The organism is Pseudomonas sp. Marseille-P9899 (assembly GCF_903166565.1).
GTDB classification, from domain to species: Bacteria; Pseudomonadota; Gammaproteobacteria; order Pseudomonadales; family Pseudomonadaceae; genus Aquipseudomonas; species Aquipseudomonas huaxiensis.
Map to the genome: position 1 here is coordinate 74,214 of NZ_CAESCG010000011.1, position 13,714 is coordinate 87,927.

General features: G+C 62.3%; 9 protein-coding genes. 8 read left to right on the top strand and 1 reads right to left on the bottom strand.

Going from position 1 to position 13,714, the window contains the following annotated elements:
• Positions 1 to 48 precede the first annotated feature (48 nt).
• Positions 49 to 561 (top strand): hypothetical protein, encoded by a 513-nt coding sequence (locus tag HWV67_RS30425; protein ID WP_175653907.1) that lies wholly within the window; start codon positions 49 to 51, stop codon positions 559 to 561.
• A gap of 102 nt (positions 562 to 663) precedes the next feature.
• Here HWV67_RS30425 and putA read toward each other — a convergent pair whose 3' ends face one another.
• Positions 664 to 4,617, bottom strand: a complete 3,954-nt coding sequence (gene putA / locus HWV67_RS30430; protein WP_175653908.1) for a trifunctional transcriptional regulator/proline dehydrogenase/L-glutamate gamma-semialdehyde dehydrogenase — start codon at positions 4,615 to 4,617, stop codon at positions 664 to 666.
• Between the two features lie 354 nt (positions 4,618 to 4,971).
• On the opposite strand from putA, the gene putP reads away from it, so the two are divergent.
• The 7 genes from putP to HWV67_RS30465 all read left to right on the top strand — a co-directional run bounded on the left by putP (position 4,972) and on the right by HWV67_RS30465 (position 13,703).
• Positions 4,972 to 6,453 carry a sodium/proline symporter PutP gene (putP, locus tag HWV67_RS30435; RefSeq protein WP_175653909.1) on the top strand — a complete coding sequence of 494 codons (1,482 nt, stop codon included), beginning with the start codon at positions 4,972 to 4,974 and terminating at the stop codon, positions 6,451 to 6,453.
• 129 nt (positions 6,454 to 6,582) lie between these two features.
• Entirely contained in the window at positions 6,583 to 7,419 is an 837-nt protein-coding gene (locus tag HWV67_RS30440; RefSeq protein WP_095155903.1) for a 23S rRNA (adenine(2030)-N(6))-methyltransferase RlmJ, read from the top strand.
• A 142-nt stretch (positions 7,420 to 7,561) separates the two neighbouring features.
• A complete protein-coding gene (locus HWV67_RS30445; RefSeq protein WP_095155904.1) occupies positions 7,562 to 9,319 on the top strand; it encodes a carbamoyltransferase family protein in 1,758 nt (585 codons plus the stop codon).
• Complete coding sequence (locus HWV67_RS30450; protein ID WP_175653910.1) at positions 9,303 to 10,433, top strand: glycosyltransferase; 1,131 nt, start codon at positions 9,303 to 9,305, stop codon at positions 10,431 to 10,433. The genes HWV67_RS30445 and HWV67_RS30450 overlap by 17 nt, the downstream gene beginning before the upstream one ends.
• Positions 10,433 to 11,329, top strand: a complete 897-nt coding sequence (locus tag HWV67_RS30455) for an antimicrobial resistance protein Mig-14 (protein ID WP_175653911.1) — start codon at positions 10,433 to 10,435, stop codon at positions 11,327 to 11,329. The genes HWV67_RS30450 and HWV67_RS30455 overlap by 1 nt, the downstream gene beginning before the upstream one ends.
• A complete protein-coding gene (locus HWV67_RS30460) occupies positions 11,296 to 12,750 on the top strand; it encodes a PIG-L deacetylase family protein (protein ID WP_175653912.1) in 1,455 nt (484 codons plus the stop codon). Before HWV67_RS30455 ends, HWV67_RS30460 begins: the two co-directional genes overlap by 34 nt.
• Positions 12,747 to 13,703, top strand: coding sequence for a glycosyltransferase family protein (locus HWV67_RS30465; RefSeq protein WP_175653913.1), 957 nt, complete (start codon positions 12,747 to 12,749; stop codon positions 13,701 to 13,703). The genes HWV67_RS30460 and HWV67_RS30465 overlap by 4 nt, the downstream gene beginning before the upstream one ends.
• Positions 13,704 to 13,714 lie beyond the last annotated feature (11 nt).

Genomic DNA, 13,714 nt, shown 5'->3' on the forward strand with positions numbered 1-13,714 from the left:
CGATCAAAGCCAACGTTCTACGTGGTTTCGATCAGGAAGTTGACCTATATGATGATCCTGACAACCGGGCTCTATGGTTTTTATTGGTTCTATCGGAATTGGGCTAACTACAAAAATGCTACTGGAGACGATGTGAGCCCCTTGGTTCGCAGCATTTTTGCGGTGTTTTTCATCTATCCCTTGCTCAACCGAATCGATCAAAGCCTCATGCAATCGAAGATCCAGTACGGCTGGTCACCCAAGCTGCTGGGCATGGGGATGTGGCTGATTACGGCTATCAGCATGTGTTCAGGGCTTTTAACTCCCTTGCCTACAGGAGAGTTGAAGCATGACGCGCTGCTTGATGTGAGACTCGTTATCGAAGTGATACTGCAGTTGGTAGCAAGCCTCTGGGTCATGTGCAGAATTCAGCGGGCTATAAACGTTCTCGAGTGCGATCCCCTAGGGGAGTCAAACTCGCGTTCCACTAGAGCGGGCAACGGTTGGATGATGCTCGGTGTTACTCTTTGGATGTTTATTTTCATGGCGTTTGCGATGAGTTTATCGATCGCTTACCGATAGCGGCACTGGCTCCCGTTGATCGTCCAAAACAAAACGGGGCGGGTTTCGCGTCACTCTCGATAGAGTCCGCAAAACCCGCCCCGCTTCGTTTCCCTCTGGCTATCAGCCGATAGTCATCAGACTGGCGTTACCACCCGCCGCCGCAGTGTTGACGCTCAGCGCGCGCTCGATCACCAGACGTTCCAGCGCCACCGAGGTTTCACCCGACGACAGGCCATGCACGCCGACGATGGCGCCTGGACGCTTGGCCACCTGCTCGCAGACGCCGCGCAGTTGGTCCGAGTCGCCGTGATGCAGGACGGCATCGAACGCCACTTCATCCTTGTTCCAGTCCGCCACCAGCTTGATGCGGGCCTGGACTTCCTTCGGCAGGCGGGCGCGCAGGGACTTGCCCGGCTCGCCGTCGACCACTACCGCCGAGCTGCCCACGGCCAGTACCGCGGCCAGTTGGGTCAGCAGGTCGGCTTCGCTGTCGGCCAGGCACAGCACATGCTCGCGCGGCAGGATGGTGTAGCTGTTGCGCTCGCCGGTCGGGCCGGCCAGCAGACGGCTGATGCCGCTCTGGGACTGACGGGCGAACTGTTCGCAGAGTTGCACCAGATCGTTCTGCTGGCTGCTCGCGGCCCAGGCCTTGAAGGCTTCCAGCGGCTTGAGCAGGCTTTCACGCATGCGGCTGTCTGGCGTGGTGCCGGCATCGCTGCGCTGGAACGACTGTTCGATGGCATCAGCCGGACGGGTCGACAGCAGGCGGTACAGGTACAGCGGGCCGCCAGCTTTCGGGCCGGTGCCGGAGAGACCTTCGCCGCCGAACGGTTGCACACCGACCACGGCACCCACGATGTTGCGGTTGACGTAGACGTTACCGGCGTTGACGTTGTCGATCACCTTGGCGATGGTCTCGTCGATGCGGGTGTGCACGCCGAGGGTCAGGCCGTAGCCGGAGGCGTTGATCTGTTCGATCAACTGGTCGAGGTTTTTGCGGTTGTAGCGCACCACGTGCAGGACCGGACCGAAGATCTCGCGTTGCAGCTCGTCGAGGCTTTCCAGTTCGATCAGGGTCGGCATGACGAAGGTGCCACGCTTGGCTTCCGTACCGTCGGCGATGGCCACCTGATACACCGAGCGACCTTTATCGCGCAGGGCCTGGATGTGCTTCTCGATGCCGGCCTTGGCTTCGGCGTCGATCACCGGGCCGATGTCCACGGACAGGCGCTCGGGGTTGCCCAGGCGGCTTTCGGCCATGGCACCTTTGAGCATTTCGATGACGCGGTCGGCGGAATCTTCCTGCAGGCACAGTACGCGCAGGGCCGAGCAACGCTGGCCGGCGCTGTCGAAGGCCGAGGACACCACGTCGATCACCACCTGCTCGGTCAGCGCCGAGGAATCGACGATCATGGCGTTCTGGCCGCCGGTTTCGGCGATCAGCGGGATTGGACGGCCCTGGGCATCCAGGCGGCCGGCGACGTTGCGTTGCAGCAGGCGGGCAACTTCGGTGGAACCGGTGAACATCACGCCTTTGACGCGCTCGTCACCCACCAGGCGGGCACCGACGGTTTCACCGCGGCCCGGCAGCAGTTGCACCACGCCTTCCGGAATACCGGCTTCGAGCAGCAGACGCACGGCCTGGGCCGCGATCAGCGGGGTTTGTTCGGCCGGCTTGGCCAGTACCGGGTTACCGGCGGCAAGGGCGGCAGCCACCTGGCCACTGAAGATTGCCAGCGGGAAGTTCCACGGGCTGATGCAGACCACCGGGCCCAGTGGGCGGTGGGCGTCGTTGCTGAAGTCGTTGCGTGCCTGCACCGCGTAGTAGCGCAGGAAGTCGACGGCTTCGCGCACTTCGGCGATGGCGTTGGCGTAGGTCTTGCCCGCTTCGCGGACCAGCAGGCCCATCAGCGGCTGGATCTCGGCTTCCATCAGGTCGGCGGCGCGCTCAAGGATCGCGGCCCGCTCGGCCGGCGGCGTCGCCTGCCAGATTGGCCCGGCATTGAGGGCGCACTGGATGGCATTGTCGACGTCGCCGACAGTGGCTTCCTGGACATGCCCGACCACATCACGGTGGTCGGCCGGGTTGAGGACTGCCACGGCAGCTTCTTCACTGGCAGCGCAGCCGAGCATCGGCGCGGCTTTCCAGGCGTTGTGGGCACTGGCCAGCAGTGCGCAGGACAGCGAGGCCAGGCGGTGTTCGTTGGCCATGTCGATGCCGCTGGAGTTGGCGCGTTCGCTGCCGTACAGATCGCGCGGCAGGGGAATGCGCGGGTGCGGCAGACCGACGTTGCCTTCCTGGGTGGCGCTGCGTTCGATCGTGGCGACCGGGTCGGCGACCAGTTCCTGGATCGAGATCGACTGGTCGGCGATGCGGTTGACGAACGAGGTGTTGGCGCCGTTTTCCAGCAGGCGGCGAACCAGGTAGGCCAGCAGGGTTTCGTGGGTGCCGACTGGTGCGTACACGCGGCACGGACGGTTCAGCTTGCCATCGGCGACCTTGCCTACGACTTGTTCATAAAGCGGCTCACCCATGCCGTGCAGGCACTGGAATTCGTACTGGCCTGGGTAATAGTTCTGGCCGGCGATATGGTAGATGGCCGACAGGGTATGGGCGTTGTGGGTGGCGAACTGCGGGTAGATGACTTCCGGCACCGACAGCAGCTTGCGTGCACAGGCAATGTAGGAAACGTCGGTGTACACCTTGCGGGTGTAGACCGGATAGCCTTCCAGTCCGTCGACCTGGGCGCGCTTGATCTCGCTGTCCCAGTAGGCGCCTTTCACCAGGCGGATCATCAGGCGATGGCGGCTGCGGCGGGCGAGGTCGATGACGTAGTCGATCACGTAAGGGCAGCGCTTCTGGTACGCTTGGATGACGAAGCCGATACCGTTCCAGCCGCTCAGTTGCGGCTCGAAGCACAGGCGTTCGAGCAGATCCAGCGACAGCTCCAGGCGGTCCGCTTCCTCGGCGTCGATGTTCAGGCCGATGTCGTATTGCTTGGCCAGCAGGGTCAGCGACAGCAGGCGTGGGTACAGCTCATCCATCACGCGCTCGTACTGGGCGCGGCTGTAACGCGGGTGCAGGGCGGAAAGCTTGATGGAGATGCCCGGGCCTTCATAGATGCCGCGGCCGTGGGAGGCTTTGCCGATGGAGTGGATGGCCTGCTCGTAGGACGCCAGGTACTTCTGCGCGTCGTGCTCGGTCAGTGCGGCTTCGCCGAGCATGTCGTAGGAATAGCGGAAGCCCTTGGCTTCGAACTTGCTCGCGTTGGCCAGGGCCTCGGCGATGGTTTCGCCGGTGACGAACTGCTCGCCCATCAGGCGCATGGCCATGTCGACGCCCTTGCGGATCATCGGTTCGCCGCTCTTGCCGATGATGCGGCTGAGGGACGAGGTGAGGCCGGATTCGTTGTGGGTCGAGACCAGCTTGCCGGTCAGTAACAGGCCCCAGGTGGCGGCGTTGACGAACAGCGACGGGCTGTTGCCCAGGTGCGGCTGCCAGTTGCCGGTGCTGATCTTGTCGCGGATCAGCGCGTCGCGGGTGCCTTTGTCGGGAATGCGCAGCAGGGCTTCGGCCAGGCACATCAGTGCCACGCCTTCCTGCGACGACAGGGAAAACTCCTGCAACAGACCCTGGACGATGCCGGCACGGCCGCTGGCGCTTTTCTGGTTACGCAGTTTTTCCGCGATGCCGGCAGCCAGCTTGTTGGTGGCTTCGGCCATCGACGCTGGCAGGCGGGCCTGCTCCAGCAGCATCGGCACCACTTCCTGCTCGGGGCGGCGGTAGGCGGAGGTGATCGAGGCGCGCAGTACGGACTGCGGCAGGATGCTTTCAGCGAATTCGAGGAAGCACTGATGGGCATGATCGGGCTGCACGTCGCCCGCGTCGTCGGCAAGTGTGCCTGGCTGACCGTTGAGTTCGGTCAAGGTAGCGCCACCCTCCAGCTTCTCCAGGTAATTGAAGATCGCTTGCTTGATCAACCAATGCGGCGTGCGGTCGATGGACTGCGCAGCTGCTTTGAGTCGCTCACGGGTCGGGTCGTCGAGTTTGACCCCAAGGGTGGTCGTCGCCATTTCTTATCCTCGTTATTGCCACTGGGCCGTGGCTAAGCTGGCGCCAAGATTATCCGTGCCGCATTCCGGGTGCAACCTAGTGCAACCCAAAAACTTCATGAAAGAAGTGCAACTCGTCTGGCGGGTAAAACCACACGACAAAAACGGCTTTATAGGGTGCGTTTTCTTCTGAAATCGGCCGTTCTTGCGCCAAAAAGGAGCAAAAACACGTTGTAGTGTAATTTTTCCCACAAGGTGCAACTGCTTTTGTAAAAACGGTTGCACCTCATTTGCGTTGTTGCATAGCATGCGCCGCCTGGGTGCAACCTCGTGAGAGGCTGTTGCTACATAAAAACAAACGCCAGGGCGAAATACATGACCAGCAATCCCATCACGATTACGTTCGTGATCTACATCGCGGCAATGGTGCTGATCGGCTTCATGGCCTATCGCTCCACCAAAAACCTTTCCGACTACATCCTCGGTGGCCGCAGCCTCGGTAGCGTGGTGACCGCGCTTTCCGCCGGTGCCTCGGACATGAGCGGCTGGCTCTTGATGGGCCTGCCGGGCGCCATCTATATGTCGGGCCTGTCGGAAGCCTGGATCGCCATCGGCCTGACCGTCGGCGCCTACCTCAACTGGCTGTTCGTCGCCGGTCGCCTGCGGGTACAGACCGAGCACAACGGCGACGCGCTGACCCTGCCGGACTACTTCGCCAGCCGTTTCGAAGACCATAGCGGCCTGCTGCGGATCATATCCGCCGTGGTCATCCTGGTGTTCTTCACCATCTATTGCGCCTCCGGCATCGTGGCCGGTGCCCGCCTGTTCGAAAGTACCTTCGGCATGTCCTACGAGACAGCGCTGTGGGCCGGTGCTGCCGCGACCATCGCCTACACCTTCGTCGGTGGTTTCCTGGCGGTGAGCTGGACCGACACCGTGCAGGCTTCGCTGATGATCTTCGCGCTGATCCTGACGCCGATCTTCGTGCTGCTCGCCACCGGCGGCGTTGACACCACCTTCCTTGCGATCGAGGCGCAGAACCCCGAAAACTTCAACATGTTCCGCGACGCCAGCTTCATCGGCATCATCTCGCTGATGGGCTGGGGCCTGGGCTACTTCGGCCAGCCGCACATTCTCGCGCGCTTCATGGCGGCCGATTCGGTGAAGTCGATCGCCAATGCCCGTCGCATCTCCATGACCTGGATGATCCTGTGCCTGGCCGGCACCTGCGCCGTGGGCTTCTTCGGTATCGCGTACTTCGCGGCGAATCCGGAAGTGGCAACTCCTGTTACCGAGAACCGCGAGCGCGTGTTCATCGAACTGGCCAAGCTCCTGTTCAACCCGTGGATCGCCGGTGTCCTGCTGTCCGCCATCCTGGCGGCGGTCATGAGCACCCTGAGCTGCCAGTTGCTGGTGTGCTCGAGCGCCCTGACCGAAGACTTCTACAAGACCTTCCTGCGCAAGAATGCCTCGCAGGTTGAGCTGGTATGGGTCGGTCGTCTGATGGTGCTGGCGGTTGCGCTGATCGCCATCGCCCTGGCCGCTGACCCGGACAACCGCGTGCTGGGCCTGGTTGCCTACGCCTGGGCCGGCTTCGGTGCTGCCTTCGGTCCGGTGGTGCTGCTCTCCGTGCTGTGGAAAGGCATGACCCGCAACGGTGCGCTGGCCGGTATCGTGGTGGGTGCGCTGACTGTGATCCTGTGGAAGAGCTACAGCGGTACCACCCTGTACGAAATCATCCCGGGCTTCCTGTTTGCCACCATCGCCATCGTGCTGGTGAGCAAGGCTGGCCGTGCTTCGGCGAGCATGGTTTCGCGCTTCGAGAAAGCTGACGCGGACTACCACGCCAACAAGTAACACGCACTGACATCGTTGCTTGAGACGGCCCGCATCTCCTTCGAGGTGCGGGCCGTTGTCGTTTCGGCGGGCGCAACCTGACGGCGCGGGCTCGACAAGGTAAACTTCCCGGCCCTCCCAGGAGTTGCCATGAACTATCGTCACGCCTTCCACGCCGGCAACCACGCCGACGTCTTCAAGCACATCGTGCTGACCCGTCTGATTGCCCTGATGTCGCGCAAGGAGCAGCCTTTCGCCTATCTCGACACCCACGCCGGCCTTGGCCTGTATGACCTGCAGGGCGACCAGGCAACCCGCACCGGCGAGTGGGTCGAAGGCATCGGCCGACTCTGGGGGCGCGACGACCTTCCGGCCATCACCGAGGATTACCTGCGCATCGTGCGCAAGCTCAATCCCGACGGCGAACTGCGCTACTACCCGGGCTCGCCCGAGCTGGCGCGGCGCATGGCGCGGCAGCAGGACCGGGTGTTGCTCAACGAGAAACATCCCGAAGACGGCGCCCTGCTCAAGGACAACATGAAGAAGGACCCGCGTGTCGCCGTGCACCTGGGCGAAGGCTGGCATGTGCCGCGGGCGTTGCTGCCGGTGCAGGAAAAGCGCGCGGTGATGCTGATCGACCCGCCGTTCGAGAAGCCTGACGAGCTGAAGCGCTGCACCAACGCGATGAAAGAGACGATCGGCCGCATGCGGCAGACCGTCGCGGCGATCTGGTACCCGATCAAGGACCAGCGCCAACTGGTGCGTTACTACCAGGACCTGACCAGCACCGGCGCGCCGAAGCTGCTGCGTGTCGAGCTGTACGTGCATCCGCAGGACACCCCGCAAAGCCTGAACGGCTCGGGCCTGGCTATCGCCAACCCGCCGTGGGGGCTGGAGGAGGAGTTGCGCGAGCTGCTGCCATGGCTGGCGCAGTGCCTGGGGCAGACAGGCGGAAGCTGGCGGATGGATTGGTTGATCGCCGAGTGATTCCGGCCTCCCGCAGGGTCCGGAGCGGGCCCTGCAGCAACCCTCCTATTGCCCCCTCGCTTTGCGTTATAATCCCGCCCTTTCGCCGCCGCCAGCCCGATGAGGCCGCAGCGCATTTTTACCGAATAAAGAGGCTAGACCCTTGGCATTGACGATTCTTGGCCTGTCCGGCGCCCTTAGCCATGATCCTTCCGCGGCCCTGTACATCGACGGCAAGCTGATTGCCGCCGCTGAAGAAGAGCGCTTCGTGCGCGACAAACATGCAAAGAACCGCATGCCCTACGAATCGGCGAAGTTCTGTCTGGAACAGGCTGGCATCAAGCCTTCCGACGTCGATGTGGTCGCGATCCCGTTCGCGCCCATCAGCCTGTTCGGCAAGGCTCGCTGGCACTATGCCAAACGCTACTGGTATGCCCCGGACCGCGCCCTTGACGCGATCCTGATGGGCAACCGTCGCTACAAGCGCTACCGCAAGAAGATCGTCTGGTGCCTGGAGCAATTGGGCTTCGATCCGAAGAAGATCAAGATCGAGCCGGTCGAGCACCACTTGGCGCACGCCTCCAGTGCCTACCACTGCTCGGGTTTCAAGGAAAAGACCGCGATCCTCGGTATCGACGGCAAGGGCGAGTACGCCACCACCTTCTTCGGCTACGGCGAGAACGGCAAGATCCACAAGATCAAGGAATTCTTCGATCCGGATTCGCTGGGTGGCCTGTACGGCGCGATCACCGAGTTCCTCGGTTTCGAAATGCTCGACGGCGAGTTCAAGGTCATGGGCATGGCGCCGTACGGCGATGCCAGCAAATATGACTTCTCGCGCCTGGCCAGCTTCGAAAATGGCGAATTGGTGATCAACACCGAGTACGCCAACGTCATCGGCCTGCGTCGCTATAAAGAGAAGGGCAAGGGCTTCTACTTCACGCCGAAGCTGATCGAGTGGCTGGGTCCGAAGCGCGAAGGCGACATCGCCGACGAGCCGTACATCCACTACGCCGCCAGCATGCAGGCGCTGTTCGAGAAGCTGGCGCTGCAGATGATCGACCACTACCTGGGCGACGTCCTCAAGGAAACCGGCAAGCTCGCCTTCGCCGGCGGCTGTGCGCTGAACGTCAAGCTGAACCAGAAAATCATCGCCCGCCCGGACCTCAAAGAGCTGTTCGTCCAGCCGGCGTCCGGCGATGCTGGCACCGCAGTGGGCGCCGCAGCCTATGTTTCCCACGCCCGTGGCGTGCCGGTGGAGAAGATGGAGCACGTCTATCTCGGCCCCGCGTACTCCAACGAAGATGTCATCGCCGCCTGCGCCCGTCATCCGAGCGCACCGAAATGGCGCAAAATCGACGACATGCCGGAGCGCATCGCCCAGATCATGGTCGATGGCAACCCGGTGGCCTGGTTCCAGGGCCGCATGGAGTTCGGCCCGCGCGCCCTCGGTGGCCGTTCGATCATCGGCTGCCCGAGCGTGCCGGGTGTGGCCAACCGGATCAACGAACAGATCAAGTTCCGCGAGCGCTGGAGGCCTTTCTGCCCGTCCATGCTCGATACCGTCGGCCCGCAGATGATCAAGGTCGATCACCCGGCGCCGTTCATGACCTTCACCTTCGAAGTTTCGGAAGAGTGGAAAACCCGCGTGCCGGAAGTCGTCCATGAAGACGGTACTTCCCGTGCCCAGGTGCTCAAGCGCGAGTACAACCCGCGTTACTACGACATGATGAAAGCGCTGGAAACACTGACGGGTAACGGCGTATCGCTGAACACCTCGCTCAACCGCCGTGGCGAGCCGATGATCTGCTCGCCGACCGACGCGTTGAACATGTTCTTCGGCTCCGACCTGCAGTACCTGATCATGGAAGACATCCTGGTGGTGAAGGACGGCGCGAAAGCCTATGACACGCTCGACTGACAAGCGTGTCCTGCAGTTCTGCCATGGCTACGACGGGCCCTTTCTCGATTGCGCCCGTCAGTACGCCAGCCTGTTCGCCGGCAGTGGCTACAAGGTCACTACGGTGTTTCTCACTGGCAAGGCCGATGCCCAGGTGGCAGCGGGCTGCGCCAGTGACGAAGTGCTGTTTCTCGAATTCAGCTCCAGTGCCATTCGTGGCCTGAAGCTGGGGGCGATCCGTGCGTTGCGGCGTATTGCTGCCGAGCGCGATTTCAGTTTCTGTATCGCCCATCGCTTCAAACCCATCTACATCACCCTGCTGGCCACGCGCCTGCCGGTCATTGGCGTGCATCACGCCTTCGATGACTACAAGCGGGGTAGCCGGAAGCTGTTCGCCAATCTGTTCAGCAAGCGCCTGAGCCTGCTGGGTGTGTCCGACGCGGTGCGTGACAACATGCGCCGTTGCCTGCCGAAATGGCCGGCTGAGCGGATCCAGACCCTGTACAACCGTATCGATATCGACGCGCTCCAAGCTGCGCTGGTGCCGGCCGCCGAGGCCCGCATCGCGCTGAAACTGGACCCGCAAGCCTGGATTGTCGGCAACGTCGGCCGACTTCATCCGGACAAGGACCAGGCAACCTTGCTGCGCGGTTTCGCCCAGGCGTTGCCGAGCCTTCCGGCCGGAGCGCGGTTGGCAATCCTCGGCAAGGGGCGTCTGGAAGGTTCGCTGAAAGCATTGGCCACCGAGTTGGGCATTGCTGATCAGGTGGACTTCCTCGGCCAGGTGCCCGATGCCAGGCGCTACTTCGCTGCCTTCGACACCTTTGCCCTGAGCTCGGACCACGAGCCGTTCGGCATGGTCCTGCTGGAAGCCATGGTGGCGGGTGCGCCGGTTGCCGCGACGGCGTGCGGCGGTGCGGTCGAAGTGGTGGAAGGTGTCGGTGTGCTGTTCCCGCTCGGGGATGCCGCGGCACTGGCCCAGGCGCTGCAAGTACTCGCGCAGATGACTGACGAGCAACGCCAGGAGTGCCGGGCGCGCATGCTTGAACGGCTGCGTGAGCGATTCTCCGATGAAGCGGTGCGCGAAGTGTTCTGGCGCCTGCCTCACGTCGTCACGCTGACTGCGGAGGCCTGATGCTCAATCGACTTCAAGGCTGGCGCGAGCGCGGCTGGAGCGTTGTCGACGCTCAGACTTATGAACAGGCCTGGGTGCGTTTCGGCGGTAGCGTCGCGACGCACCCGCTGGTGGTCGCACAGCTCGCCGAAATGGCCGAAATTCCGGTGCGTTACCTGGCCTGGCAGCAGTCCGGCGAGACCAAGGCTGCGATTCCGGTCTGGGGGCGTCACCTGGCTTTGTCCAAGGATGTGCTTAAACGCCACGGTAAAAAAGGTCTCTTCGATCTCGGCAACGCCGAAATCATCCTGCCGGCCGCAGCCGATGCCCAGGCGCCGCTACGGCATGCCGGGCGTTACCTGTCGGAATTGAATCAGGGGCGTTTCAGCACGCTCCAGCCGCAGGCCGAATCGCTGGCCATGGCGCGGCAACCGGAAGACCTGTCGAAAAAATTCCGTTACAACCAACGCCGCGAGTTGCGCCTGCTGGAAGAGGCGGGTGGTGTGGTGCGGCCGATCCAGGATTTCGACAGCGCTGAAATCGCCGCGATGTACTGCGACCTGTTCTTGCGTCGCTGGACCTTCCCCGCCACCGGCGCCGAGCGCATGGCGGAAGTCATCGAGCGGCTGCGGTCGCTGTTGATCGGTTCGGTGGTGTTTCTCAACGATGCACCGATTGCCATTCAGCTGGTGTACAGGGTTGAAGCGCCAGAATGGATCAGCGTGGAATACGTCAACGGCGGTGTTGACCCACAGACCCGCGAATTCAGTCCGGGCAGCGTGCTCAGCTTCCTCAATACCCAGAGTGCCTGGGAGGATGCCCGCGCACACAACAAGTCGCTGCGTTTCTCCTTTGGCCGTTCTGATCGCGAGTACAAGGACCGATGGTGCAACCCCGTGCCGGTGTTCCAGGTGTGAACCGCAAACAGCAGTTGCTCAAACGGCACCGCCGCAACAAGCGAATGGGCCTGTTGCTCGCTCTGCTATTGCTGGTCGTGGTTGGCGTGCTGGTGGCCTGGTGGTTGCCGCTGCTGCTGGCGGTGGTCGCCTGGGTGGCGCACGAGGCGTGGTTTGCCGATCACCTGTTTTACTCTCCGGTCAGCGATTACGACTACCGCATCGACGCCGACGAGTGCCATGCATTGACCCTGAATCAGGGGCGGCTGAGCTTGCCACCGGGCTGTCAGTTGCAGCCGGGCGACACGCTGGTGCTCAAAGTGCGTTTGCGGGCTGGCGTTCTGGGACGCTTTCTTGATCCTGCGGTGAAGATTCGCGGCGACGAAGAGGACAGCCAGGCGTTCGAACGTGGCGTGGCCGGTGTCCGTTACCTGAATCTGACGGGACAGTATTTGGCCTTGAACGAGGGCCGACTCTGGCTGGGCGGGCAGCATTGCCGGCTGGATGAGCAGACCGAGCTGTTTGTCTGCCGCCACCCCGACTACCTGGACGGGCCGTTGCTGGTCATTGCGCCGCATGCCGACGATGCCGAGCTGGCAGCCTTCGCCACCTACGGTGAGGCACGGGAAAGCTGGATCGTCACCCTGACCGCCGGCGAAATCGAAACCGAACACTACCGTGCCATGGGCCTCGACCCGGTTGCCGCCGCTCGGCTCAAGGGCGAGCTTCGCGCCTGGGACAGCATCAGCGTGCCGCTGTGGGCGGGGGTGCCGCAGGAGCGCTGCGTGCAACTCGGATACTTCTGCCTGCAACTGCCCGCGATGAAGGCCGAGCCGGAAAAAGCCGTTGGCTCCCGTGAGGCGGATCTGCTGGATACCCGCCTGTTTCGGCGTTTCAACAACCTGTCACTGACCAGCGATGCAGACGGCACGCCCTCCTGGCGCAACCTGGTCCAGGATCTGTGCGAGCTGATCGAGCGGATTCGCCCGTGGACCATCGTGCTGCCCGAGCCACTCCTCGATCCTCATCCCGACCACATCTGCGCCCGTGACGCGCTGATCGAAGCGTTGACGCGGACCGACTGGCAGCCACGCTGGCTGTTGCATTACGCCAATCATCTTCACGACAACGATCGCTGGCCGATGGGCAATGCCGGTAGCGGCGTGGCGCTGCCACCGCATTTCGATGGCGAGGCGCCGATGAGGCCCTGGACCCATGCCGTGACTTCGCAACAGCAGTGGCAAAAGGCTATGTCGTTGGGCATGATGCACGACCTTCAACCCAGCCCCCCGTTCAAGCGGCGTTTGCGGCGACTGTTCCAGCATTATCTGGCCGCCAGAAGATGGCCTGCCTTTGGCGAAAACGAGTTCTTCCGCAAGGCCGTACGCCGGCACGAACTCTTCTGGGTCAAAGCCACGGCCGACAAGAGAGAGCAACGGTGAAAGTCCTTTTCCTGGTTCAGAAAGATCAGCGCGCAATTCTCGATCGTCTTTACGACGGCATCGCGGCTGAGTGCGAATGCGATATCCGCTGGCTTACCGATGCCGAGCAGGACAACTTGCGCAAGTACTTCCGGGAGCATGTGAAGGTCGAGGACTACGATCGGATTCTGTTCTTCTTGCGCTTCAAGAAGGAGATTCGGCAGGTCAACTTCATCCGTACCTTGCCTAACCTGGTGATTCTGGAGCATGACGCCTACCAGAATTACATCCCTTGCAAATACACCGGCAAGTTCAGCAAGCACTACCGCAATCTGCCGTGGGCGAGGGTTATCACGTCCGGGGCAGTGGTGACTCGCCGCCTGTGTGATGAAGGCTTCGACGCAGTGTTCATTCCCAAGGGCTACGACCAGGCCCTGTTGAGCAATGAGCAGCGTGAGCGTGATATCGAACTGGCTTTTGTCGGTAGCCTGCGCAGCGTGGCCTATTCCGGGCGCAAGGCGATGCTCGAGTCGATCGCGGCAGTCGAAAACCTGCTCATCACCCGTACCAAGTCGGGTGAGGAGTACAGGGAGACCCTGAGTCGAATCCGTTTCTTCGTCAGTGCCGATGTCGGCATGGGCGAGTACATGATCAAGAACTTCGAGGCCATGGCGTGCGGTTGCGTGCTGTTCGCCTTCGATCAGGGCGAGGAAGAAAACCGCGCGCTTGGTTTCGTCGATCTGCACAACATTGTGCTGTACCGGGATCTTGAAGAGTTTCGCGAGAAATTGCGGTACATGCGCGAGCAGCCCGAACTGGCCCTGACAATATCGCGCAACGGCCAGTTGTTGGCCGAGCAGCGCTTCACATTCCATGCATTGGGCAAAGCTATCGTCGATGCCATGCGTCCGCCGTTGCGCCCGCATGTGGCGCCGGGCTGGTGGAACAAACTGCGCAACGTTGTCGGCCTGTAAGCCAGTCCAAT